Origin of the sequence: Pseudoalteromonas sp. SR44-8 (assembly GCF_014163635.1) — a bacterium.
Lineage (GTDB): Bacteria > Pseudomonadota > Gammaproteobacteria > Enterobacterales > Alteromonadaceae > Pseudoalteromonas > Pseudoalteromonas rhizosphaerae.
This window is the reverse complement of sequence record NZ_JACJDS010000016.1, coordinates 38270-64861: the sequence shown is the minus strand read 5'-3', so window position 1 is coordinate 64861 and position 26592 is coordinate 38270. Positions and strand designations below refer to the sequence as shown.

Genomic DNA, 26592 nt, shown 5'->3' with positions numbered 1-26592 from the left:
AATTTTTATTTTATATGTTCGCGGCGTATGCTGCATCTAATTTATGTTTTCATAGCCACGGAGAAGACCATGAAACTGTCGCCAGTTTTAATTATATCAACATTAATACTGAGTTTAGTCGCCTGTAAAGAATCAAATACCGACACTCACGTCGAACAAGCTATTCGTCCAGTAAAACTATTTGAAATTGATACTAACTCAGATCAGACAATACGCAGTTTTCCGGCAGAAGTAGTGGCAAATCAAGGCTCTTATTTGGCGTTTAGAGTTAACGGTGAGTTATTAGAGTTCCCGGCATTGGCAGGTCAACATGTTGAAAAAGATCAACTCCTTGCCAAGTTAGACCCTGAAGATTTTCAACTGCAATATGATGAGCGAAAAGCACGTTTTGAATTGGCGCACTCGCAACTTGAACGCGTACAAAAACTATTTAATAAATCAATTACCAGTCAATCCGAACTTGATCAGGCACTTGCCAATAAACAGGTAGCTGAGTCGGCATTAAAAATTGCAAAAACCAACTTAGATAATAGCGAATTACGTGCCCCTTTTAGCGGCACCGTTTCCAAAGTGTTTGTTAAAAACTTTGAGAATATCCAAGCAAAACAAAACATTCTTCGCTTAGAAACCCGTGATTTAATGGATGTGATCATTCAAGTACCCGAAAAACTAATCGCCCGTATTGATAAAGACATTGACTATCAGCCAAGCGTGGTTTTTGACGGTTTTCCAAATAAATCATATACCTTAATGATTAAAGAATTCGACACCCAAGCAGATCCAGCCACATTAACTTACAAGGTGGTATTTTCATTACCAGTGCCTAAAGATTTTAACCTGTTGGCAGGCATGACCGGCAGTGTAGATATTGATCTAAGTAAAGTTACTCACTCGCAATCACACTATATTTTACTCCCTGTTGAAGCTGTGTTCTCTGAACCAACACAGCCTACTAATAACAGCTATGTCTGGCTATACGATCCACAGACTGGCAAGGTGAAAAAGCAAGCTGTTGAAGTTGGCCAATTACATCGACGTGGTATTGAAGTGCTTGCTGGTTTAGAGCAAGGTCAAACTGTGGTCGCGGCTGGTGTTCACTACCTTAAAGAAGGCATGCAAGTACGTCCGTGGCAAAAAGAGCGAGGCTTATAAAATGAGCATTGCTGAACTTGCCATAAAACAAAAGGTCGTCAGTTGGATGTGCGCGCTATTACTATTAATCGGTGGCGTAGTATCTTATTTAGGACTTGGTCAGCTTGAGGACCCTGAATTTACAATAAAAAAAGCCATGGTGATCACCTTATATCCTGGCGCTTCACCACAACAGGTAGAAGATGAAGTTACTTTTCCGATTGAAAATGCAATTCAACAATTGCCGTATGTGGATTACGTAACCAGCATTTCATCTCCAGGGAAATCACAAATTACCGTTGAAATGAAAAGCAACTATCGCAAACAAGACTTACGACAAATTTGGGATGAGCTACGGCGCAAGATTAACGATAACGCTTCATCACTGCCAAGTGGTGTATACCCAAGTACCATTTTAGATGATTTTGGCGACGTATACGGCGTAATGTATGCCGTCACTGGCGATGGTTACTCTTATGACGAACTAAAAAACTATGTTGATTACTTAAAGCGCGAACTGGTACTCGTTGACGGCGTAGGTAAAGTGACCGTCAGTGGTGAACAACAAGCACAGGTGATGGTTGAAATATCGACGCGTAAGCTGGCGCAGCTTGGTATTGCACCAACTAGAATTTATCAATTATTGCAATCACAAAATACCGTATCGAATGCAGGTAAAATACGCGTAGGCGATGAATCAATTAGACTGCACCCAACAGGCGAATTCAAAGACGTAAAAGAGCTCGAAAATCTACTGATCTCAAAACCAGGTGAAAATGAACTGATTTACCTCGGTGACGTTGCAACGGTGTTTCGTGAATACGCCGAAGTACCTAATAATGTAATCCGTTTTAACCAGCAGCAAGCCTTGCTCGTTGGCGTATCGTTTAGCAGTGGTGTAAACGTTGTGGATATAGGCGATAACATTAAAGCGCATTTAGCATCGCTTGAATATCAGCGCCCCCATGGCATGGAAATAAATACCGTTTATAACCAACCTGTTGAAGTCGAAAAATCAGTCAATGGCTTTATCATCAGCTTACTCGAAGCTGTCGCTATCGTTATTGTTGTCCTGCTTGTCTTTATGGGCTTTAAAAGTGGCGTACTGATCGGGGCAATTTTATTGCTGACCGTATTAGGAACATTCATTTTCATGAAACTGTTTGCGATTGATTTACAACGTATCTCTTTAGGTGCACTGATCATTGCATTAGGAATGTTGGTTGATAACGCCATCGTAGTCACTGAAGGTATTTTAATAAACCTAAAGCGAGGGCAAACAAAGATAAAAGCAGCGGCTAATATAGTGGAGCAAACAAAGTGGCCTTTACTTGGCGCAACCGTGATTGCTATTACTGCATTTGCGCCAATTGGCTTAAGCTCTGACGCTAGTGGGGAATTTGCCGGCAGCTTATTTTGGGTATTATTTATCTCATTATTATTAAGCTGGATCACTGCCATTACCTTAACTCCTTTCTTTGCTGACTTAATGTTTAAAGAAACAGAGCTCAAGCAGCAAAGCCATGATGAAGACCCATATCAAGGTGTGATCTTTAATCTATATAAAAGTTTATTAAGCACCTCGATGCGTTTTCGTAAAACCACTTTATTGTTGATGGTCGTTTTATTAGCTAGCTCTGTTTTTGGCTTTAAGTTTATTAAACAAGCGTTTTTTCCAGCTTCTAACACGCCAATGTTTTACGTAGATTATTGGCATACACAAGGGGCTGATATTCATGCCACTTTAGATGGCGTCGCCAAACTCGAAGCATTCTTACAAAAAGATGAGCTGGTCGAAGAAGTAACATCAACGATAGGCCAAGGCGCACCACGGTTTATGTTGACCTACGCACCTGAAAAATCATACCCAGCTTATGGTCAATTAATTATCCGTGTAAAAGACCGCGAAGCAGTGGCGACGATGATTGCAAAAGTTCGCGACTATGAATACAACCATGTATTTGATGCCAAGCTTAAAATAAAACGTATGGAAATAGGCCCTTCTACTGATGCTAAAATAGAAGCGCGTTTTTCGGGGGCTGATCCAGTAGTGCTTCGCCAATTAGCTAAACAAGCAAAAGAAGTGCTAGCAAAAGATGCCGGTGCTTATAATATTCGTGATGATTGGCGTGAACGCTCAAAACTCATTCGCCCGCAACTTAACGAACAAAAAGCACGGCGTCTGGGTATCGCTAAAACAGACTTGGACCAACTATTATTAACCAGTTTTTCCGGTAAAAAAGTCGGCATTTACAAAGATGGTACTCAACAGATCCCCATTATTGCCCGCTCACCTGCACAAGAGCGTCTTAATGTTGAAAGCCTCCGTGACCTACAAATATACAGCCCAGTATTAGGCGTATTCGTGCCAGTTACTCAAGTGGTGGATGAGTTTGTTGTACAGTGGGAAGACAGCCTAATAATGCGCCGCGATCGCAAACGTACTATTACAGTAATGGCCGATCATGACGTAATAGGCGATGAAACACCCGCTAAACTATTTTCAAGAGTCAGGCCAGGTATTGAAGCAATTAAACTCCCTAATGGCTATGAATTACAATGGGGCGGTGAGTTTGAATCATCAACAAAGGCAAAAAAAGCTATTTTTGGCTCGTTACCTTTGGGCTATTTAGCGATGTTTGCAGTCACTGTGTTGCTATTTAACTCAGTAAAAAAACCACTGGTTATTTGGGCCACAGTACCTTTAGCAATCATCGGTGTCAGCGCCGGCTTGCTAGTGATGAACGCCGCATTTAGTTTTATGGCACTACTTGGGTTATTAAGCTTAAGCGGTATGTTGATTAAAAATGGCATTGTGTTGGTAGATCAGATCAACCTTGAGCTCAGTGAAGGCAAAGAGCCTTATCAAGCAGTATTTGATTCCGGTGTAAGCCGTGTGCGCCCCGTTGCGATGGCAGCAATCACCACCATTTTAGGAATGATCCCATTATTATTTGATGTGTTCTTCCAATCAATGGCGGTGACGATTATGTTTGGTTTAGGCTTTGCAACCGTGTTGACATTAATCGTAGTGCCGGTGCTTTATACCGTGCTATTTAAAATTGAGGTGCCAAAAGCAAAATAACTGAGGTTTAAATAAAACCAGGAGCACAATTTATGTTGTTCCTGGTTTTACAATTTGATCTTATTTTTTAAGGCTTAATGTGCCGGTGCGCGTGGTGCTATTTCTTCTTGCAGGTTTGGCGTTAGTTTGGTCATTTTTAGAATCAAAACGGCCTTGTTTGACATGCTTAGCAAAATCACGCTTTTTATCGTTTTCTTTGTAAGGCGTGCGTGCTTGTTTCGGCTTGCTGATATTCGCAGATTGTTTGTTCTCATCCACTGATAACTCTTCGGTTTTGCCCGAGTCGGCAATCGAATTATTAATCTCAGCCATTTCTTGCTCAGTTAAATGGCGCCACTGGCCAACATTTAAGCCTTTTAACGTGACATTCATAATACGTACGCGTTTTAAGGTGACCACTTCATAGCCCAAGTACTCGCACATACGACGAATTTGACGATTCAAACCTTGCGTTAATACAATAGTAAATTGTTGCGGTCCTGTTTGTGTAACTTTGCATTTTTTCGTGACTGTATCTAAAATTGGTAAACCACCTGCCATCTTATTCACAAACTGACGATTTAATGGCTTGTCGACTGTAACAACATATTCTTTTTCATGATTATTGCCAGCACGAAGAATTTTATTGACGATATCCCCTTCATTTGTCAGAAATATCAACCCTTCTGATGGCCGATCTAAGCGACCAATTGGAAAAATACGATCTGGGTAGTTAACCGCTTTGACGATATTACTTTGAATTTTACGCTCAGTTGTACAGGTTATACCAACGGGTTTGTTGTAAGCGATGTACGCCCGTTTCGGCACTTTCTTCAGCGGCTTACCATCAATCAGTACCGTGTCAGACAATGCTACTTTGACACCCATTTCCGGTCGTATACCATTGACAGTAACACGACCATCTTCAATATATTTATCCGCTTCGCGTCGTGAACAAAAACCGGTGTCACTAATAAATTTATTTAATCGTTTTAAGTCTGTCATGAGCCAAATTCACATTAATTTTAAAGGCCGATATTGTATACCCAAACCACCTTAAGATGCGAGCGCAGTTGAATTTAAAAGCGATTTAGACAAGGCACAGATTGCAAACAATAGAAGCCACTTGTTAAAATTAATCACGCAGTATAAAGCGCTGTTAAACCAACTATTAGCCTTTTCACAGCAAGCACCTAGTCGGTTTGTTTATACTTAAACGATTGCTCTGTTTTACGGTATGTAGGTTTGCGCTAATTTTAACCTACAGTGACAGAGAAAAAATTACCACACTATTTACAGTAGCTTCAACTCAAGCAGCATTTGTATACTTTCGCCAAATAAATTCCATTGGACCTTGCTTAAAATAACGCGAATAAATCACACTAAAGCTAAGTTGAAAAATGACTAAACCACTCACTAATACGTAATATTCTAAATGATTAAAGCTGAGCACCCAGTGCGGATAAAAAACTTTAAACAACACTAACAAGCAAATAGTTTGCATTAGATATAAAGTTAATGCGAGCCTTCCTGCACGCTGCAATGCAATAAAGTGAAAGTCATGTTTTGTCGTCAGCCTTACCACAAAATGAATAATTAATAGGGCTGTGAATAATGCTGCAAACCAGCTTACGGGTTCTTTTAATGCACTAATAAATAAGCTAGATTGATATTCAAAACTGATCCTAATCGCACTTAACAGTAGCGCAATTGCCAATACTCTGATTTTGCTTAATTTAGTTAAACCAGTCTCAAACAGTTTATTTTTATAGCCATAAATACCGAATAGCATTAATCCTGCAGCCATCCACAAAGTGATCAGCGGAAGTGCAATGAGCATCACGATAAACATCACACTATTATTGACAAAAATAGTTAATGCCGATCCTCGTGAAGCATTATAACTTGCTAAAAAATCGGCCGAATCTCGATAGATAGTCAGTGTGGGGTCAACTAAGGCTATCAAAAACGTTATCGCTGCGGCTAGTGATAGAAATTGCCAACCGCGTTTTAATAACATCTCGTCACTCGCATCAAGGTATTGTATGACCAACCACCCTGCGCATGCATAGATAAACAAAATATCACCAGCCCACAACAAAAAGCCATGTAGTAAACCAAACACGGCTAATACTTTTAAGCGTTTTTGCAATTGCTCAACCTGCTGGTAACGCTGCCACTGAATATATAATCCAGCACCAAAGAGTAAGCAAAATAAGCTGCGAAAGCGGCCGTCAATAACACTAAGGCTCACCCATTGAATAACATGATCCGAAAAAGGCGGGGACTGTAATGGTACGTAACCAAATTCAAATAAACCGAAGGAATAGGCATTCATGTACATTAAGCCGAGCACAGCAACACCACGAATAACATCCATATTTTGATTACGCATTATTGAGCTCGACTTGTTAGTTGTGCTTATGTATGTTTGACCAGTCTAGCGCATCTCTATAAAACTTAGGTAGTAAATCACTATTTATGTTAATAAATACAACTGCTTGCTCCATAGCCCACCAGCTACCTGATTCATACGCTTTTACTGTTGCAAGGATATAATACAGGGTGTTTTTTTCTTCCATTAGAGCGTCTTTGATTGGTTCTGGAAATGGTAAACGAAGGAGTAATTGCTCCATTGGGCGATCTAATATTGCATCCAACAACGAAAAAAGACCGGTTAAAAAGGCACTATTCGCTTGCGAAGGCGCTATCTTTTTCGCTATCAGCTCACAAAATCGGGCCCGAATGATACACATTTTGATCAATTCGTTAGGTTTCGTTTGTGCAACGTGAGCGGTGATAATCAAGCTAACAAACTTCTTTATATGATCATGACCTAAATAAACTAAAGCCTGTTTGAGTGACTCTATTTCTTTTTGGACAGGAAACACACCGCTGTTGATCAATCTTAATAACTTAAATGCTAACGCTGTATCTAATTGAAACAATCGCGCAATCGCATTGATATCAGGATGCTCTTTCATAACTTGTGCATAGATGGTCAAGGCTAATGCATAGTTTATATCAATGTCTCTTTGTTGAATGACTACCGGCTTGGCAAAAAAATAACCCTGAAAATAATCAAAGCCCATCTTATGAGCTATTTTAAAATCATCAATAGTTTCGACTTTTTCGGCAAGCAACTTTAGCTTTTTGTATTTTTGCAGCCGTCGAATAAGCGGTTCAATTTGCTGCAAAGGAGTTATTTGAATATCAAATTTGATTAATTTAACAAGTTTTAAAAACCTTTCCCACTTAGGCTCATATACAAAATCGTCAAGTGCTAACACAAAGTTTTTATGAAACAGCGCACGACATAGCTGGTAGTTTTCTTCAGTCGGCTCAATTGTTTCGAGCAACTCAAGTACCACATCTTGCGAAGGCAAAAATGCACATAAATCCATTTTTAAAGAATCAGGACCGATATTTATCAGTGCTTTTTTACCAGAAGTAATATGTCGAGTGCCAAAATTAAGCTGATTTTCCATGATCAGTTTCGCCGTTGCGACACTTTCTTCAATATCCGGAAAATAATTATCACTACTATTACGAAACAACAATTCGTAGGCAACTACATGTTGACGACGATTGAATATTGCTTGGCGCGCAACAAATACTTGCACTTCTTCACCCTTAAACTCGACTATTGATGGTTAGTTACAAAATAAAAAACAATACTAAGTAACTAAATCATAATGTTATTACAATCCATTATAGCTAGTAAGATGATAAATAGCAGTATTAATTATAAAGTTTACTAATATAGTCCTTTGCTACGTGGGACCATGTAAAGCGAGCAGCCTTTGCATTGCTGACAATTTCGACCCATTGTTTGGGTTGTTCTTGTTTCAGAGTAAGAGTATTATCGAAGCACGTTACTAGCGCCTCGCTTTGTGTTTGTAATGTGTCACCACTAAAACTAAAACCATTTTCCATATGTGTAATGGTATCGTTTAAGCCACCAACTTGGTGCACTAAACAAGGCTGTCCAGCTCGCATAGCTAGCATTTGGCTAATACCGCATGGTTCAAAGGAGCTTGGCATCAAGAATAAGTCTCCTAACTCATACAGTAATTCGCCAACGTTATTACCATAACCCTTTAAAAACAATAGGTTACTATTACGCGCCATGGCGGCTGTCATGACATCTTCAAGAGCCGTGTCACCGGAACCTAAAATTATCATACGTCCTTGCTGTTCATTTAACTTTTCACACAATGCATCAAGCACTTGCTGGTTTTCGTAGGGTTGGCGCAGTAACAAAGCTTTTTGATCGGTTAGGCGTCCAACACTGGTGACTAAAGGCCCTTTAACTGGCTGCTCAATAAACTGCTGTAACCGCTGATGAGCTATATAGTAACTGCTTTGCAGGTTAACTTCTTTAGCCATCCAAGCAAACAATGCCTGCTCTATTTCAAAGTATAATTGTGATAACGTACTGCTTATCTGCGCATTTTGATTGTGCTCAGTGTACTCACAGCCATTTAATATTCCGACGACTTTATTGTTTGCCATCGCATTATTCAAATCGCGCTCTAAACCTTCGCCACCAAAAAAGCCGTTATGCGGTTCACTGGCTTGCAATACTTCTAGTGCGTAGCTTGGAGATACTAAATGTATCTTATCAACTAAATTGATAGCGCTGCGCATCGGATTAAAGCAATGAGGATAACGCGGATCGCATAATACCTCGCCGTTATAACTTAACGCCGGAAACCATGCTTCTAAACTTGAATCATCTCCTTTGAATGGGCGGATCCCTTGCAGTGCAATATTGTGTACTGTAAATATACTACGCAAAGAAGAAAAAGATGCAAACCGATGATCAAACTTTAACAATACCGCCACACACGCACTGTGCCAATCATGCAAATGCAACACATCGGGACGGGTGATAACACCTTGCAATAGCGCTTCACACACTGCAGCATTAAATAATGCAAACTTAGTGGCATCAGTGGCAAAAGGTCGGTCACCATCATCATTACAGTATACAGCGCCATGGTGCTGGCTAAATAACGGATGTGACATTACTAATTGCCTGACTTGCTGCTGATCTACATATACTTGCGACACTTGAACATCATAAATATATCCTGCAAAGGGCACATGGAGCGTGCCTAATTGCACACGCTCTAACGCGGTAAAACCATAATCTGGAATAACCACGTCAACGGTTAAGCCAAGCTCCGCTAATGCTTTGGGACAATCTCGTAGTACATCTGCAACACCACCCACTTTGGCATTTGGTAAAGCGTCATTTTCGGCCGCAACCATTAATACATGCATCTTTTTCTTACTTCCTACAACTGTATGATATTTAAGCTAACTGTTTACTCTCACGCTCTTGGCGCTCAAGCTTTTTGGAAAGTTCTGTGAGCATTTCACGAGTCACTAATACTATGCCCTTTTTAGACACTCTAAAACCATTTTCCTCGTCGACCTTACGATCAAAACCGATTTCAACACCCGCAGGCACTTCACAACCACGGTCGATAATAGCACGACGAATGCGACAATTACGTTGAATAATTGCACCTGGTAATATCACCGACTCTTCAATTTCACAGTATGAACGAATATGTACATTAGAAAATAACAGTGATTTACGAACCACCGAGCCTGAAATGATACAGCCGCCTGAAACGGTTGAATCTACAGCCATGCCACGTCTGTCGTCATTATCAAAAATAAACTTAGCGGGTGGCAGTTGTTCTTGGTAGGTCCAAATAGGCCAAGTTGGATCGTATAAATCCAGCTGTGGTTCTGGCATCACCAGCTCCATGTTTGCTTCCCAAAATGAGTCCAGTGTACCCACATCGCGCCAATAAGGTTGGCCGTCATGACCAGGCTCTCGAAATGGAAAAGCAAATACATTATGCTCTTCAATAATTGCCGGAATAATATCATGGCCAAAATCACGGCCTGAACCTTCGTTTTCTGCGTCTTTTTTTAGTTGTTCAAATAAGAACTCAGTATTAAATACATAATTACCCATTGATGCTAAGCAAGTCCCCGGACGACCAGGAATTGAACTTGGCATTTTCGGTTTTTCGTCAAAACGACGCACTCGCTTTTCTTCATCTACCGTCATCACACCAAATGTTTCTGCAGCTTCCTCGCAGGGAACTTCTATACAGCACACTGTCATGTCCGCACCAGTTTCTACATGTTTTGCCAATAAGCCACCGTAATCCATACGGTAAACATGATCGCCAGATAAAATCATTACATATTTAGGTAACTCATGACGGATAATATCCATATTTTGGAACACCGCATCAGCAGTGCCGCAATACCATTCGTCACCATAACGCTGTGATGCAGGTAATATCTCTACAGATTCACCCAGTTCCTTTTTAAAATGACCCCATGCACGGTTAACATGGCGGATCAGCGAGTGCGATTTATATTGTGTTGCAATCCCAACACGACGAATACCTGAATTAATACAGTTTGATAGCGGGAAATCGATAATACGATGTTTGCCACCAAAATAAACCGCCGGTTTGGCCCGCCAATTTGTTAATTCATGTAAGCGTGAACCTCTGCCCCCTGCTAAAATCAGTGCGTAGGTTTCTCGTGTCAGACTACTTATGTAGCGATTTGCATAACTTGGCATAATTTATCTCCGTATTAATCTTTGCTATTGCTTACGGCTGTGTCGGCCGAACTAGATGTTGTTAATGCTTCTAAATGCCAAATATCATCACTGTATTGGCTGATCGTTCTATCACTTGAAAAAGTACCACTGGCCGCAGTATTTAAAATACTCATTTGCGTCCAATGCTGTTGATCTTGATAAGCGTGTTCAACAGCTTTTTGAGCTTGTACAAAACTATCAAAATCGTGGGCAACCAACCAAGGATCATGAGGACTTTTGATTGCACCAATAATGTCGTCAAATAAACCAGGTTCGAATAAATTAAAGTGCCCACTTTCAAGTAATTGCATAACATTCAGTAAGTCAGGTGTATTATGAATAATATGTAATGGGTTATAGCTTTGTTTTATTCCTTCAATTTGCTCAGCTTGTGCACCGAATAAGAAGAAGTTATCAGCTCCTACTGCATCGCGAATTTCTATGTTAGCACCATCTAAAGTGCCAATTGTCAGCGCACCATTCATCATAAACTTCATATTACCAGTACCAGATGCTTCTTTACCTGCGGTTGAAATTTGTTCAGACAAGTCTGTTGCGGGGCAAATAGTTTCCATTGCTGTAACATTATAATTTGGTAAAAATGCCACCCGTAAATAAGGCTGAGCAAGTGGATCTTTGTTGATCACATCTGCAACATTATTAATTAGCTTAATAATGCGCTTAGCCATGTAATACCCCGGTGCTGCTTTGCCTCCTAGTAATACACAGCGTGGCACTAAATTGGCGGTATCGCCACGACGAATACGGTCATATAGGTGAATAATGTGTAATACATTCAGTAATTGGCGCTTATACTCATGAATTCGTTTAACTTGCACATCAAATAGCATGCTAGTATCAAATTCAACACCACAACGTGCTTTGACTAAATCAACTAGCCGTTGTTTGTTTTCAAGTTTGACGCTTTGCCATTGTTTATGGAATTTAACATCATCATAATAGCGACGCAGCTGGCTAATTTGCGCAAAATCCCTCACCCAATCTTGACCAATTTTTTCACCAATCAACTGGGTTAGTTTAGGGTTACAATGAGCTATCCACCGCCTTGGCGTTACACCATTAGTTTTATTGTTGAATTTTTCAGGCCACAATTCATAAAAAGTTTTAAACAAACCTTCTTTAAGTAATTCTGTGTGCAATGCTGCTACGCCATTAACTGAAAAACTGCCAACAATGGCTAAATACGCCATTCTTACTTGTGGATCTGAGCCTTCTTCAATTAAAGACAACGCTTGTTGTTTTGCAACATCACCCGGCCATGCCAACGCAACTTGAGCAAGAAAGCGCGCATTTATTTCATAAATTATTTCAAGAATACGCGGTAATAAACGCGCAAATAATGACACAGACCACTTTTCGAGCGCTTCTGGAAGCAACGTATGATTGGTATACGCCATGGTTTTTGTGGTGATCTGCCATGCAGCATCCCAATCCAAGTCATAATCATCAATCAGCAATCGCATTAACTCTGCAACAGCAATACTTGGGTGGGTATCATTAAGTTGAAAAACATGAAAATCAGCAAAATCACTAAACTTTTCACCATGCTGTGATACCCATAGACCAACAATATCTTGTAAGCTCGCCGACGATAAAAAGTATTGCTGCCTTAAACGTAGCTCTTTACCATTTTCGCTGCTGTCATTAGGATAAAGTACCATGGTGATTTGTTCGGCAAGGTTTTTATGCGCGACGGCTTCTGAGTAACTACCGGCGTTAAACTCACCTAAATCAAACTCATCAGTGGCTTCTGATTTCCAGAGTCTGAGGGTGTTAACTATGTCATTTTTATAGCCAGGGATCGGCACATCATAAGGGACAGCTAATACATCTTCAGTGTCTAACCATTGTCGATGAATGCGTCCGTTCTTATCAGTATAACTTTCAACATGGCCAAAAAACTTAACACGCTTGGCTTGCTCTGGTGCGCTCAGCTCCCATGGATGCCCTTCACGTAACCAATTATCAGGCTGCTCTATTTGATGGCCATTTTCGATTGACTGGTTAAACATGCCGTATTCATAACGAATACCATAACCGGTTACAGGTAATGCTAAACTCGCACAACTATCTAGAAAACACGCAGCTAAGCGGCCTAAACCACCATTACCTAACCCAGCGTCATGCTCTGCTTGCGCAACATGTTCAATGTGAGCGCAATAATTATTAAGTGCAAGTTTGACTTGCTCTTCTAAATCTAAATTTAAAATGGCATTACCTAGTGCTCGGCCCATTAAAAACTCAAGTGATATATAAGCCGTTTTACGACGCTTTTCACTGTGCATTTGCTGTTTTGTTGCTCGACAACGAGCGACTAATCGATCGCGAATTGTCAACGCTAGTGCGTTATACAAATACAGTTGAGACTTTCCGACCTTATCGCGCCCAAGGGTATAATAGAAATGGCGTGATAAATCATCTTCAAGCGTACTTTCATCTATTAAAGGGGCATCTTGCCAACCTTTAGCAACACACATTTGTTCACCATTATTCGCCATTACATTCGTCCTCTAAATTGGCTGTAAAAACCCAACTGCTTTGTGCAGCAACCTCAAACTGTTCTGTATTTTTAACCATTGCTTGATCAACACTGCTAAGCGCTAAACGCCATACCGATAAATCGTGATTAGCAGGTAATTGACATTTAACTGCCACATTACTGGCATTCAAAATAATGAGTAATGCCGTATTTAGTTGTGTATCTTTTAAGCTATACATCAAAAACTGTTTTGAACCATCATGCCAGTCACTTTCTTGCATGGCTTGGCTTTGCTCGGTATACCAATCAACACTAAATCGCTTATCGCTATCGTGTAAAAATACACTGTGTTTAAACACACAGTGTTGCTTTCGTAAGGTCAATACATCGTCAATAAAACGAATGAGGCTGTGGCTACGCTGCGAGTCTTTCCATGCCAGCCAACTAGTGCGGTTATTTTGACAATAAGCATTGTTATTCCCTCCTTGCGAGTGCCCCATTTCACTGCCTGATGACAGCATAGGCACCCCTTTGGAAAGTAGTAAGGTAAGTAAAAAGTTTTTTTGTTGTTGTAACCGCATGGAGGTAACTTTTAAATCATCAGTAAAGCCTTCAACACCGCAATTAAACGAATAATTAGCACTGTGCCCATCGCGGTTTTGTTCACCATTTGCTTCGTTATGCTTTTGTTCGTAACTCACTAAATCGGTTAAAGTAAAGCCATCATGACTGGTTATAAAATTAATACTATTTAATGGCCCACGGTGATTATGATCAAACAAATCAAAAGAGCCATGTAAACGTTTTGCAAGATCAGCCAGCATATTGTGCTGCCCTTGCCAAAAGCGCCTAACAACATCACGGTATTTATCATTCCACTCACGCCAAGGCGCAGGAAATGCTCCCAATTGATAACCACCAGGGCCTATGTCCCAAGGCTCAGCAATTAATTTCACTTGGCTTAACACTGGATCTTGATTGATTGCTTGTAAAAAACTATGGGTTTGGCTAAAGCCATGCGGCGTCCGTCCAAGAATAGTTGCTAAATCAAACCTAAAACCATCAACACCCATTATTTCTACCCAATAACGTAAGCTATCGAGTACCATTTTCAAGCTAAATGGGTCGTCTATATTTAAGGTATTACCACACCCAGTGTCATTGATATAAACTTCAGGGTTATCGTTAACACTACGGTAATAACCAGGGTTATTTAGGCCGCGCCAAGATAACAAAGGACCGTCGCTACCAGCCTCTGCGGTGTGGTTGTAAACCACATCTAAAATCACTTCAATACCCGCTTGATGAAGTTTAGTAACCATTTGTTGAAATTCACCAATTTCATCAGTTACTAAGTAATCTTTATTTGGTGTAAAAAAATTTAATGTATTGTAACCCCAGTAGTTTTGCAGGCCTTTGGCGGTTAAAAACTGTTCGCTAATAAAACTATGTACCGGTAACAATTCTAAAGTGGTTACGCCAAGTGTACGTAAATGCTCTATAAAACTGGGATGGCTCAAGCCCAAATAGGTACCTTGTAGCTGACTTGGAATAGAGGGATGTCGCGCTGTGGCGCCTTTAACGTGACATTCATAAATAACCGTTTCTCCCCAACTATGGCCCGGTTTTTTACCTTGATAAGGCTGCAGCTGTGTGACTTTAGATTTAGGGATATCAATGGCGTTATTTACCGTACTCAAAGTACCTTTAGGCATTTGCCCATAGTGGCGTTCACTCCAGGTAAACTCACCAAATAAATCTTTTGCATAGGGATCAATTAACAATTTTTGGCTATTAAAAAACAATCCTTTTTTAGGTTGATATTCACCTTCTGCGCGATAACCATATAAAGTGCCCATAGCCAGTGGGGTTATATGTAAACTCCATATCCCCCCTTCATTATTATTCATTGCTAACTTTAAAACTTCGGTATGACCACTGGCATCAAATAAACACACATACAACTGTTTAGCCAATGGCGCATAAACGGCAAAATTTACACCGTTTGTTAATACACTGGCTCCCAGCGGAAAAGTTTGCCCTTTATTTAATTCAATCGATAAACTCATCAGCCACCCTTTTTAAATAAACCGTCGCAAGCGCTGGCAGTGAGAGTTTAATACTATGTTGATGCCCGTGGCATGGAGTTGCTGTACTAGTTGTTTTAGCTGATTGCCCACACACTTGTACTCCAGAACCAAATAACTGTTCATCATCGGTATTTAAAATTACTTCAAATTCACCTGAGCTTGGCACACCAATACAATAATCATGATAAACCGTTGGTGTGAGGTTACTTACCACAACCACGTAATGACTGGCTTTCTTAGCAAAGCGAATAAAACTAAAAATACTCTGTTGAGCATTTTGATTATCGATCCAGCTAAAACCTGACGGTTCAGTATCTAGCTGATGTAAAGCTGGAACTTCGCGATATACTTTATTGAGCTGCGCGATAGTTCGTTGCACACCTTGATGCGATAGATGCTCAAGCAAATGCCAATCAATTGATTGATCATGATTCCACTCGCTACGCTGGGCAATCTCACCGCCCATGAACAGTAATTTTTTGCCCGGATGCGCCCACATAAATGCATAGTACGCGCGTAAATTTGCAAATTTTTGCCAATCATCACCAGGCATTTTTTCAATTAATGAGCCTTTACCGTGCACCACTTCATCGTGGCTCAAAGGTAAAATATAATTTTCACTATAGGCATACACCATCGAAAAAGTTAATTCATGATGATGATGTTGGCGATATAATGGATCGCGTTGCATATAGTGAAGGCTGTCGTTCATCCAGCCCATATTCCACTTGTAGCCAAATCCTAAGCCATCATGATTCACCTGACGGGTAACACCAGGCCACGCTGTTGACTCTTCAGCCACCATCATAATGCCGGGGTTATTAGCATAACAACGTAAGTTAACTTGCTTTAAACACTCAATAGCACCAAGATTCTCGCGCCCGCCAAACTTATTCGGGATCCACTGTCCATCTTCACGACTGTAATCAAGGTACAGCATTGAGGCAACAGCATCGACACGTAATCCATCAATGGCAAATTCTTCTAACCAATACATTGCATTAGCAACTAAAAAGCTGCGGACCTCTGGGCGATCATAGTTGTAGATATAGGTATTCCAATCTGGATGGAAACCTTGACGCACATCGGCATGTTCAAATAAATGTGTGCCATCAAAACGATGCAAGCCATGCGGATCACTTGGGAAGTGGCCTGGAACCCAATCAATGAGTAAACCAATGTTAGCTTGGTGACATTGCTCTACAAAATAACGAAAATCATCCAAACCGCCAAACCGACTCGTTGGTGCAAATAAGCCAACTGGCTGATACCCCCAAGAACCATCAAATGGAAATTCACTGATCGGCATAAGTTGGATATGCGAAAAGCCTTGTTCAGTGACATAATTAATTAACCGCTGTGCTAATTCTTGATAAGTTAAATAACGATCTCCCTCTTCTCGCTGCCAAGAACCTAAATGCACTTCATAGATAGAGATAGGTGCATCAATCGCGTTGCGTTTAACACGCTGACGTTGCATTTTATCAGTTAGTTTAATTGCTGCGGGCCGAGTTTGAAGTACTGAAGCAGTGCCTGGTGCTTGCTGCATTTTAAATGCAAATGGATCAGCCTTTTCGAGCACTTCGCCACTGAGAGTTGTTATAGAAAACTTATAACACTGACCTTCACTGAGCTCTGGAATAAATAAGTCCCAGACTCCAGACGCAGGGTTAAAACGCATAAAGTGTTGGCTTTGCTGCCAGTGATTAAATTCGCCAATAACTGAAACACTGCTAGCATTAGGTGCCCAAACACTAAAACGCACACCTGAAACACCTTTAAAATCAATAAAGTGGGTACCAAGATGGCGATATGCGTGCTCTAATGTGCCTTCATTAAATAAGTACATTGCACTATCATCTAGGCTGCTATCAAAACTATACACATCTTCACAAATAACCTGACAATCGCTGTAATCTACCACTAGCTGATAAGCTGAAATATCTTGATTATCAAGCTGTGCTATAAATAAATCTGAATCACCATAGCGTGTGCTAACAATCATTTTCTGAGGCAGTTTAATCGTTACTTTTGTTGCCCCGGGCATATAACAGCGTATTTCACTGTGCGTGTCAGTAATTGCATGTACGCCTAAAAAACTAAACGGATCTTTAAAACAGCCACGCTTTAAAGCATTAACTTGTTGATCATAGTGCTGTGACTTTGCGGTTTTACGAACAATACTGTTCATTTAATTAGTCCTTATGGAATTAATAGCACTGAGGAATGCACTGTGACGTGTGAATATTTGTTCACTTGAATGCGTTAATACCCGACGCCAATTAGGGTATTCTTGATCCGTTCCAGGAATGTTTACAGGTAACGTTTGCTCATCTAAATCATCGAGCTGGATAGTAAATAACCGCGCTGGTGCAGCGGCCAAGCCTAAGGTCAGCGCCTGATAAACATCACTTGCTGTACTATCTAAAAACAAGGTGTGTACTGCACATCCTGACAGAAAACGCAGTAGTCGTTGTTTTTCAATATCTCGGTCTGCACGCAGTTGAGTTAACTGTTGTTCATCAATTAATTGATATTTTAATTTCAAAGTAAGATCAAGCCCCTGCCACCAACCAAAGAAAGGCGGTACATCATGGTTTGCAACCATTAACAATGATTGTGGCGCAAATGACTGGGCCGCTAAAAATTCACCTTGATAATCTTTTTCAAAATAGAATAAGCTATTTGAAAATATTGCTTTATCTGCAAGTGCAGCTTTCACCTCTGGTGGAACAACCCCAAGATCTTCACCAATGACAATACATTGATTCAAATGGGATTCTATTGTCAGTACCGCTAATAAATGCTCAAATGGATAATACACATAGCAACCATCTTGTTGCTGTTGATGCTCGAAACACCACCATAAACGGCGAATTGCCATAACATGATCGATACGCAAACCACCGACGTTTTCCATATTTGCACGGATCAATGCTCGGTAGTAGCTAAAATTATTATCACTGAGCTTAATCGGATTCAGTGCTGGCAATCCCCAGTTCTGGCCATGCTCTGCCCATGGATCAGGCGGTGCGCCTACATAAGCAGAATCGGTAAATAACGATTGTTGATTGAGGAATTCGCTACCATCGCCGGCGCAACCCACCGCTAAATCATTGATCAAACCAATACTCATTCCCTGCTCTCGGGCGGTAGTTTGGCATAATTTTAATTGCACATATGCTTGCCATTGCAAGTAGTAAGCAAAGTCGCTGTCAGTAACTTTTAAGGTCGCAAGTGTCGCACCATGTTGTTGACAAAAATCACTAAAGTGTTGTTTGCGGTGCTTACTCCCATGCATACAAAAATGCTGGTATAGCAAGTTAAAGGCTGCGTATTTGAACTCACTCACTGCACTGTAATTAATATACTGCGACTGCAGAGTCCGCTTTTTAAAGTCACTCGCATAGTTGCTTTGTAAATACGCAGTGATATTGGGGTTATTAATGCTGTCATCGCATAAATCAATTGATATATAGAGTGGATTTAATAATGCACGATTATTCGGGCTATATGGACTTGCTCGCTCTGGTTGCTCAGAAAATAATAAATGCAGTGGATTGAGTAAAATATAATCCAGTTTATGACTTGCTGCTTGCTCTGTCAGCGATAATAAATCGGCAAAATCGCCTATCCCTAGTGCTGCATTATTTTTTAAACTGTAAAGTTGAATTGAAAGCCCACTTTGTTTTTTATCCGTCACTTGAAAGCTATATTTAGGTGTCACCCACAGTTGAGTTTCAGCCGTTAAACCTGCAACGTTAATGCTTGCATCATGATAACCAGTAGGCAATGCTGGAAGCGGGAAAATGAGCTCTAAATAAGTGACGTCGTTAAACAAATAATCGCCACTGCATTGTAAATCAGCTAATTGGTGAGTAATGCTGGGCAAATCAAGCTGCGCAAATGAGACTGTACATTGTTGCCCTAACATACGCTTATCAATACGCACTTTAACGGCTGGTTGTTCAGCACATACCAAACTACAATCGGGTACTAATTGCAGCCATTTATTGGCATCTAAGCTGATATTTAAATGAGAAATTTGGGCGTGATCCGTAACATCAACACCACAACAACTGAGTGCCGCACTGCGGGTTGCATCGCTAAAAACCACGTGTTCACCAGTATACTTGGTGTATTCATAGCCAATACCATGTAGATAAAAAAGCTGTGAAAGAGACTCCATTTACCACGCCTTAAATACGTTGTGTATTGACTATGCTATTTTCTGTACCAAAACTGTTTGCTATGTATCCATCGGCATGATGGTCATTGTCCCAAATAGTACCATTAACTAAATACCGAAAATGAAACTGTTGATCGTTCGGTAATCGCTGCTTGAGCTTAAAACATTGTTCTTTTTTATTAAACTTCATTGCAACAGGTTGCCAATCAGTAAATTCAGCGACTAACTGAACTTGCTCAGCCTGAGGATGCTGAAATTCAAATGTTACTTCAGCTTCGTTTTTAGTTTTAAAAAATCGTTTACTTAACATAGTGGGCTCCAAACTAAACCTTAAGGTCAATTAATCCTTGCCACAGAAGTGCGTTCAACTACTCAACATACGCAGGGCTGTAAAATATTATTAGTGCGTGTTGACCTTTCAGAGTCAAAATCTTCAACCTTTAGGCTGTGTGTTCGATCGGTATACTACGTTATCGCACAATTTATGTAGATAAAACACTACTATGTGCTCTGTCTAGCATAAAAACCAAACATACTGCGGTAAAAGTAAACTCAAAAAATAAACACGCTCTAGTTAAACAAAGTTATATTTATGCTTTATGACAGTGCGATTAAATAAATATTGCACCAAATGTGTGCAAATAAAGCAAAAAACACTCACTTTATGATTACCATCTTAATGACAGCAAGAACTAAACCAAGTTAATCACTGTCTGAATTGTGACCTTTAAAGTAGTTAACAAATAACCACTGGTAAAGTGAATTTATTTAATAGTTGAATTGAGTAAACGCTCAAAAAATACTGATAAAATAACATCTAACTGAAAAGATGTTCCTTATTCAGGGTCGTTATTAAAGAAATGTTTTGTCAGTTAGTCTTACAAACTATATACTGAAAAAAATGTGTAATACCTAATAACAAATTCATATAATTAGGATAAAATGGTTTAATGGAATGACTAAACTTTTTCGCTTACTCAGTATTGCCTTTATTGCTATATTTATTTTTTGCTTTAGCATGAATATTTTATTAACGAAACAAGTCAATACCATTAATCCGCAACAATCTAGTATTGCCACTCGCGCTTTTGATACTGCTACCACCCAACTAACGATGCCCTCTTGGTATAACCCGATATTAAATGGCCACTATATAGTTAGCAAAGACGGTACTGATTACTTACTAATTAGAGCAACAGATACACAGTTTATTACCGCTCAAGCATCATCCATCATCAATGCCACTATTTTATCACCTGTAAACTTTATTCTACTGATTTTAATAGGTTTATTTTTAACATGGTATTTTGGTAAACAATTAAACATAAAGCGTGAAAAACAGCTGATAGAACAACTTAATATACAAACAAAAAAAGTTATCGAATCATTTAATATTCAACTTCCTGAACTTGAGCATGCGACAGAAGTAACTCGTTTAAGCCAAGCAATTAATGCATTAACCAGCCATGTAGCTAATTATGCCCGTGAAACTCAAACCAGCATTTGCCAAGATAAATTGACTTTGTTGATTGACCGTCATGCTTATATCGAGCACCTAGACCGCCAACTCAACGGTGCTGAACTAAAAAATATTCACTGTGCCTTGTTATTTATTGATTTAGATGGCTTTAAGCAAGTGAATGACTCTTTTGGCCACAGTTTTGGTGATGAAGTATTGATTCAAGTAGCCGAACGCCTGGCTAGCGTATTACGCCATCATAAGCTTAATGATATCAATCCCACCAGTCTATTAGAGCAAAATTTAGCGCGTTTAGGGGGCGATGAGTTCTCTATTTTCATTAATAATATTGATTGCAACTCTAAAAGCTTAGATGTGGCACAGCATGTACTAAACGAAATAGAGCGGGACTTTGTTCTGGGTAATAAACTAATTAAGATCAGTGCCAGTGTCGGTATTGCTGTTTATCCTGAAAGTGCATCAACTCCCCATGCTTTGTTGCAAATGGCGGATGTTGCTATGTATCGTGCTAAAACCGATGGGCGTGGTATTTTTAAAGTCTATTCGCCAGAAATGGGTAATAAAATGCGTCGCTACCATTACTTACTCGAAGAGCTGCGTTTAGCCATTGCGTGTCATAATTTTCATTTATCATTTCAGCCTATTGTGCATGTTGAAGATTGCGCCATTGATTACTTCGAAGCGTTAGTGCGCTGGGACCATCCTGTTGAGGGGGCTATTTCTCCAGTGGAGTTTATTCCGATTGCAGAAGAATCAAACCTTATATTAGAGCTTGGTGATTGGATAATGCTAGAATCATGTCGACAAATGGCAGCTTGGCACAATGCTGGTATGCGCAAAGTTAAAATCTCAGTTAATGTCTCTGGCATTCAACTCAAACATCGCCCAATTCATGAATGGGTAATGAAAAAACTAGCCAAGACAGGGCTACCGCCCACTTCATTGATGTTAGAGATCACTGAATCGACATTGATCACCGCTAGCAACACTATCATTAATGAATTAGAGAAATTGCGTAAAGAAGGCGTCACTATTGCAATAGATGACTTTGGTACCGGTTTTAGCTCATTAAGTACCTTAGCTGATCTACCTATTGACGTAATCAAGATTGATAGATTATTCATAGCGCAAGCTAATGAAAACCCGAAATATAACAAAATATTAAATTCAATCAGTGAATTAGGTACTAAGCTTGGGCTTAAAATCGTTGCTGAAGGAGTTGAAGAAATCGCCCAGTTTGAATTAGTGAAACGCATGGGAATTAGTAGCGTACAAGGGTATTTAGTTAGTCGTCCGCAGTCATCTGTGAATGTTGGCAGTAAGGTACTACAAGGGAATGTTAATCATATCGCCGCGACGGGCACTGGCGTTTGGAACCTCGAAACTTAACGATTTGTCATTTAAAATTTTATTACCATGGAAATCTAGCTAAAAATAGATAATAATACTTAATAATTAGTATCCAATCCCCCATCTTACATGCTTAAAAAAAGTCTCTTTTCCTTAATCTCAATCGTAATTTTAGTTAGTGTTATTCTTACTAGCATGTCAATTTATACCTTATACAGCAAAAAGAAACTCAGTGTTGATCCTAAACTAAAAGAAATATCGGGGATCGAATTTGATAAATTCAAGCGCTTATGGGCAATAAATGATGGCGGTAATGAAGCAAAACTTTATCGTCTCAACGAAGATGGCTCTATCGCCAAAGAGGTACTGGTTACTAATGCGAAAAACATTGATTGGGAAGATATGACTCAGAATGATTTTGGGCACTTCTTTTTAGGAGACTTTGGTAATAATAATCAAGAACGTAAATGGCTCACTATTTATAAAATAGAAAATCCCATCGACATTAAAACTGATACCACCGAAGCTGAAATTATCAAGTTCACTTATCCAGAACTCGACGGTAGCCCTATCACTCCAGATAAACGAAACTTTGACCTAGAAGCATTTGTAGCCTTTGGCCGCCACTTATATTTGTTTACTAAAAACCGTACGGAACCGTTTGATGGGATTACAAATTTGTATAAAGTTGGCGATCATGCAGCGAATTTTGATGCGCAGTTAATAGATTCCTTTAAAACTTGTACAACGATGGAAAAGCTCTGTTGGATAACTTCAGCGGCACTTAGCCCCGATCGTACAAAGTTAGTATTACTAGATTCAACAAGCATTTGGTTATTTGAAAACTTTACTGGTGATAAGTTTTTCTCAGGAGACGTATCGCGGATAGATTTGGGTATTGTGACTCAAAAAGAAGCGATTACATTTTATGATGAAAATACCATTGTATTTACCGATGAAGAATTTAAAGGAATTGGCGGTAACGCCTATGTCATTAAACTCGATGAAGTAAAAAAAACCATCATTAAGAAAATACCAACGGCGTCAGATTAAAATAAATCTATATCAGTGCTTTTGTCGTTTGAGTTAATTAAGTTATTTTCCATTAACTGTTCATAAAAGCACAGCCTATTGCGACCATTTTCTTTTGCATAATAAAGTGCCTTATCCGCATTTTCCAATACAGTAATAGGGAAATCATAAGGACTGATACGACACATGCCTATACTTACAGTCATATTTTCAACAAATGGAAAATGAGTGTCTCTGATCATCTCCATAAACTCATTCATTTTCTTTTCGATAGATTCAAAGTTAGTAGGTTCAAACACTATCACAAATTCCTCACCACCAAAGCGAAAAATCAAGTCTGTTGAACGCAGGAAGTGACGCATTTTTTGTGCAAGTAACAATAAAACCTCATCACCACAAACATGACCAAAGCTATCATTAATTTTTTTGAAATGATCAATATCAAGCATTGCTAACCAAGATGTTGAACTGAGCTTTCGCTTGCGATTATCATCCGTTTTAACCGTTTTATGCTGTTTAATTACTTGCTTTTCAATTAGCTGCTTTATTTTTTTATCAAATGTTTGCCTATTTAACAGACCAGTCAGTTGATCCCGTTCATTCTCATGCAAGATAAATAAATAATTTTCATAAATACGGCAAAAGGCATTAAGCAAAACCTGATCCGAGCTTTTTAAACCTTTGCAAACAACAGCAATTGCACCTATCGGCTTTTCTTGCAAAGATATTGGTAACCAACGTTTCTCGATACCATCAGCATACTGTACAGTAATAATGCAAGCTGAGCGCAAACATGACAACAGTTCAGGCTCTGGTGAATCAACAACTTGACGTTGCGCCCACTCAAACTGATTACCATTGATTACTTTTAACGATATACTGCGCTCAATCGTTAAATCACTTTGCACGTCTAAATCCTTATAAACTACAATTTCTGTACAACCAACAAATTCTTGGATCGTCGAGATCAAGCTATATTCCAATGAATCTACATCACGGTTTTTGGTTATTTTAATTAGTGAATTTAATAAGTTTTCTTCCATAAGGATCCTGTATTCAAATAACTGAACATTCTTATTATGACTAATTACCCGTATAAAAGATTATAAAAATATAAATCAAACAAAAACGTCAATAAAGTTTGCTCTCATAATTACATTAACGAGTAAGAAAACCCAGTGCTAGTCGTAAGTGTAGTGTGTAAATACTGTTTAGTCACAATAGAAAGTATGACATTCTGTATTTATCGTCAACTTAGCGTTTAAATTTTGTTTCTAAAATAACAGAAGAAGTCGTACGTTCAACTCCATCTAAATTACCAATATCATCGAGTAAATGGCTGAGTTTTTCTAGATTTTGTGCTTGCACAACTGCAATTAAATCAAACTCACCACTGATAGCATACAATTGTGAGATGGCATCAATCTGCTTGAGCTCGAGGTTAGTTTTAGTGGTTAGTTTTTGCTTTACCTTAATCGATACATGGGCCGATACCATGGCACTTAAGTACGCATCGCCATAGTCAACACTGTAGCCCTTTATCACTCCAGTCTCTTCTAGCTTTAACATCCTACTTTGTACCGTTGAGCGTGATAAGTTAAGTGCCCTGGCAAGATCAGAAATACTCGCTCTGGCATTCGTGCGAAGTATAGAAAGTAGCTTTTCGTCTTGTATAGTTATCATATTGATTATTAACCTCGTCATTTTGTATTTTATTTTAATCATTTTTCACAAAATAGCACTGCAAATTTAAGCTTTGAACTCAGATAATAGCGGTAGTAAATAAGAAAAATTATTAAAGCACATTATTGCAGGGTAATAACGGCTTGATTAACCCATCAAATGCAATTTGTTTTTTTTCATATTAAGCCAGAATTAGGTGTAACAAATGCAAGTAACAAGAGAATTATTCAACGACGTAATGGTCCCTAACTATAACCCATCAGAGGTTATTCCGGTGCGTGGCCAAGGTTCTCGTGTTTGGGATCAAAACGATAAAGAATATATCGACTTTGCTGGCGGTATTGCGGTCAACTGTTTAGGTCACTGTCACCCAGCCCTTGTTAATGCGTTAAAAGAGCAAGGCGAAAAAATCTGGCACTTATCCAATGTCATGACTAATGAGCCAGCACTTCGATTAGCTAAAAAAATCACCGACGCAACATTTGCAGACAAAGTTTACTTTGCAAACTCAGGCGCAGAAGCAAATGAAGCAGCGCTAAAACTCGCACGTCGTTTCGCATTGGATGTACATGGTGCTGATAAAAGCCAAATAATCGCATTTAACAAAGGCTTTCATGGTCGTACCTTTTTTACCGTAACTGTGGGTGGCCAAACCGCATATTCTGACGGTTTTGGTCCTAAACCAGCCGCAATTGATCATTGTGACTACAATGATTTAGCTGCTTTTGAAGCACTGATCAGCGATAAAACCTGTGCCGTAATGATGGAACCTCTGCAAGGTGAAGGCGGCATTATCTCTGCAAATAATGAATTTATCAAAGGTGTGCGTGCTTTGTGTGATAAACACAATGCATTGCTTATTTTTGACGAAGTACAAACGGGTGTAGGCCGTACAGGCTCACTATACGCATACCAAGAATTAGGCGTGACACCAGATATTTTAACAACAGCAAAAGCGTTGGGTGGCGGTTTCCCTATTGGTGCGATGATCACCACTTCTGATATTGCAGCACATCTTAAAGTGGGCACGCATGGTTCAACCTATGGCGGTAACCCGTTAGCGTGTGCAGTGGCAGAAGCGGCATTTGATACCGTGAATACCGAACAAGTGCTAAGCGGCGTTAAACAGCGTGAACAGCTTTTCCGTGATGGTTTTGCAGCGATCAACGCAAAATACGACGTATTTAGTGAAGTACGCGGTAAAGGTCTATTATTAGGCGCCGTACTAAACAGCAAGTTTGAAGGGCGCGCTCGCGACTTCTTAGTAGCAAGTACTCAACAAGGGCTAATGAGCTTAGTTGCTGGTACTGATGTTATTCGTTTTACGCCTTCGCTGGTGATCCCACTTGAGGACATTAAAGAAGGTCTAGTGCGCTTTGAAAAAGCCGTAGCAGACGTTGTAAACGGTTAACCTAATTTAACGCCCTGTT

17 protein-coding genes are annotated in these 26592 nt (G+C 39.6%); 5 read left to right on the top strand and 12 right to left on the bottom strand.

What is annotated here, in order from left to right:
* Positions 1–69 precede the first annotated feature (69 nt).
* Positions 70–1152: an efflux RND transporter periplasmic adaptor subunit gene (locus tag H5183_RS09880; RefSeq protein WP_145235892.1), complete on the top strand. Its 1083-nt coding sequence runs from the start codon at positions 70–72 to the stop codon at positions 1150–1152.
* A gap of 1 nt (position 1153) precedes the next feature.
* Positions 1154–4216 (top strand): efflux RND transporter permease subunit, encoded by a 3063-nt coding sequence (locus tag H5183_RS09875; RefSeq protein ID WP_145235895.1) that lies wholly within the window; start codon positions 1154–1156, stop codon positions 4214–4216.
* A gap of 60 nt (positions 4217–4276) precedes the next feature.
* On the opposite strand, the gene rluF is transcribed toward H5183_RS09875, so the two are convergent.
* From rluF to H5183_RS09825, 10 genes are all read right to left on the bottom strand, one after another.
* Positions 4277–5200, bottom strand: coding sequence for a 23S rRNA pseudouridine(2604) synthase RluF (gene rluF / locus H5183_RS09870; protein ID WP_182731591.1), 924 nt, complete (start codon positions 5198–5200; stop codon positions 4277–4279).
* 304 nt (positions 5201–5504) lie between these two features.
* Entirely contained in the window at positions 5505–6590 is a 1086-nt protein-coding gene (locus H5183_RS09865; protein ID WP_257326559.1) for a DUF418 domain-containing protein, read from the bottom strand.
* Positions 6591–6606: 16 nt separating this feature from the next.
* Entirely contained in the window at positions 6607–7818 is a 1212-nt protein-coding gene (locus H5183_RS09860) for an EAL and HDOD domain-containing protein (RefSeq protein ID WP_182731590.1), read from the bottom strand.
* Positions 7819–7936: 118 nt separating this feature from the next.
* Entirely contained in the window at positions 7937–9484 is a 1548-nt protein-coding gene (locus H5183_RS09855) for a glycogen synthase (protein ID WP_182731589.1), read from the bottom strand.
* Positions 9485–9515: 31 nt separating this feature from the next.
* Positions 9516–10817, bottom strand: coding sequence for a glucose-1-phosphate adenylyltransferase (glgC, locus tag H5183_RS09850; RefSeq protein WP_145235911.1), 1302 nt, complete (start codon positions 10815–10817; stop codon positions 9516–9518).
* A 14-nt stretch (positions 10818–10831) separates the two neighbouring features.
* Positions 10832–13357 (bottom strand): glycogen/starch/alpha-glucan phosphorylase, encoded by a 2526-nt coding sequence (locus tag H5183_RS09845; RefSeq protein ID WP_145235914.1) that lies wholly within the window; start codon positions 13355–13357, stop codon positions 10832–10834.
* Positions 13347–15407 carry a glycogen debranching protein GlgX gene (gene glgX / locus H5183_RS09840; RefSeq protein ID WP_145235917.1) on the bottom strand — a complete coding sequence of 687 codons (2061 nt, stop codon included), beginning with the start codon at positions 15405–15407 and terminating at the stop codon, positions 13347–13349. Before glgX ends, H5183_RS09845 begins: the two co-directional genes overlap by 11 nt.
* Complete coding sequence (gene glgB / locus H5183_RS09835; RefSeq protein ID WP_182731588.1) at positions 15391–17619, bottom strand: 1,4-alpha-glucan branching protein GlgB; 2229 nt, start codon at positions 17617–17619, stop codon at positions 15391–15393. The genes glgX and glgB overlap by 17 nt, the downstream gene beginning before the upstream one ends.
* Positions 17620–19617 (bottom strand): 4-alpha-glucanotransferase, encoded by a 1998-nt coding sequence (gene malQ / locus H5183_RS09830; protein ID WP_182731587.1) that lies wholly within the window; start codon positions 19615–19617, stop codon positions 17620–17622.
* A 10-nt stretch (positions 19618–19627) separates the two neighbouring features.
* Positions 19628–19927: an isoamylase early set domain-containing protein gene (locus H5183_RS09825; RefSeq protein ID WP_145235928.1), complete on the bottom strand. Its 300-nt coding sequence runs from the start codon at positions 19925–19927 to the stop codon at positions 19628–19630.
* A 645-nt stretch (positions 19928–20572) separates the two neighbouring features.
* On the opposite strand from H5183_RS09825, the gene H5183_RS09820 reads away from it, so the two are divergent.
* Both H5183_RS09820 and H5183_RS09815 read left to right on the top strand, forming a co-directional pair.
* Positions 20573–22486, top strand: coding sequence for a bifunctional diguanylate cyclase/phosphodiesterase (locus tag H5183_RS09820; protein WP_145235932.1), 1914 nt, complete (start codon positions 20573–20575; stop codon positions 22484–22486).
* Positions 22487–22576: 90 nt separating this feature from the next.
* On the top strand, positions 22577–23500 hold the full coding sequence (locus H5183_RS09815) for a hypothetical protein (protein ID WP_145235936.1): 924 nt from the start codon (positions 22577–22579) through the stop codon (positions 23498–23500).
* On the opposite strand, the gene H5183_RS09810 is transcribed toward H5183_RS09815, so the two are convergent.
* Entirely contained in the window at positions 23497–24522 is a 1026-nt protein-coding gene (locus tag H5183_RS09810) for a GGDEF domain-containing protein (RefSeq protein ID WP_182731586.1), read from the bottom strand. The genes H5183_RS09815 and H5183_RS09810 overlap by 4 nt on opposite strands.
* A 211-nt stretch (positions 24523–24733) precedes the next feature.
* Entirely contained in the window at positions 24734–25162 is a 429-nt protein-coding gene (locus H5183_RS09805; RefSeq protein ID WP_145235943.1) for an Lrp/AsnC family transcriptional regulator, read from the bottom strand.
* A gap of 205 nt (positions 25163–25367) precedes the next feature.
* Here H5183_RS09805 and H5183_RS09800 point away from each other — a divergent pair, with 205 nt between their 5' ends.
* Positions 25368–26573 (top strand): aspartate aminotransferase family protein, encoded by a 1206-nt coding sequence (locus H5183_RS09800; protein ID WP_145235948.1) that lies wholly within the window; start codon positions 25368–25370, stop codon positions 26571–26573.
* The last annotated feature ends 19 nt before the right edge of the window (positions 26574–26592 follow it).

Excerpts from the sequence above, each read along its gene's own strand:
- H5183_RS09800 (WP_145235948.1), top strand. The coding sequence starts at position 25,368 with ATGCAAGTAACAAGAGAATTATTCAACGACGTAATGGTCCCTAACTAT.
- H5183_RS09855 (WP_182731589.1), bottom strand. The coding sequence starts at position 9,484 with ATGCATGTATTAATGGTTGCGGCCGAAAATGACGCTTTACCAAATGCC.
- glgX (WP_145235917.1), bottom strand. The coding sequence starts at position 15,407 with ATGAGTTTATCGATTGAATTAAATAAAGGGCAAACTTTTCCGCTGGGA.
- H5183_RS09875 (WP_145235895.1), top strand. The coding sequence starts at position 1,154 with ATGAGCATTGCTGAACTTGCCATAAAACAAAAGGTCGTCAGTTGGATG.
- malQ (WP_182731587.1), bottom strand. The coding sequence starts at position 19,617 with ATGGAGTCTCTTTCACAGCTTTTTTATCTACATGGTATTGGCTATGAA.
- H5183_RS09880 (WP_145235892.1), top strand. The coding sequence starts at position 70 with ATGAAACTGTCGCCAGTTTTAATTATATCAACATTAATACTGAGTTTA.
- H5183_RS09865 (WP_257326559.1), bottom strand. The coding sequence starts at position 6,590 with ATGCGTAATCAAAATATGGATGTTATTCGTGGTGTTGCTGTGCTCGGC.
- H5183_RS09805 (WP_145235943.1), bottom strand. The coding sequence starts at position 25,162 with ATGATAACTATACAAGACGAAAAGCTACTTTCTATACTTCGCACGAAT.
- rluF (WP_182731591.1), bottom strand. The coding sequence starts at position 5,200 with ATGACAGACTTAAAACGATTAAATAAATTTATTAGTGACACCGGTTTT.
- H5183_RS09815 (WP_145235936.1), top strand. The coding sequence starts at position 22,577 with ATGCTTAAAAAAAGTCTCTTTTCCTTAATCTCAATCGTAATTTTAGTT.
- H5183_RS09820 (WP_145235932.1), top strand. The coding sequence starts at position 20,573 with ATGACTAAACTTTTTCGCTTACTCAGTATTGCCTTTATTGCTATATTT.
- H5183_RS09810 (WP_182731586.1), bottom strand. The coding sequence starts at position 24,522 with ATGGAAGAAAACTTATTAAATTCACTAATTAAAATAACCAAAAACCGT.
- glgB (WP_182731588.1), bottom strand. The coding sequence starts at position 17,619 with ATGAACAGTATTGTTCGTAAAACCGCAAAGTCACAGCACTATGATCAA.
- H5183_RS09845 (WP_145235914.1), bottom strand. The coding sequence starts at position 13,357 with ATGGCGAATAATGGTGAACAAATGTGTGTTGCTAAAGGTTGGCAAGAT.
- H5183_RS09825 (WP_145235928.1), bottom strand. The coding sequence starts at position 19,927 with ATGTTAAGTAAACGATTTTTTAAAACTAAAAACGAAGCTGAAGTAACA.
- glgC (WP_145235911.1), bottom strand. The coding sequence starts at position 10,817 with ATGCCAAGTTATGCAAATCGCTACATAAGTAGTCTGACACGAGAAACC.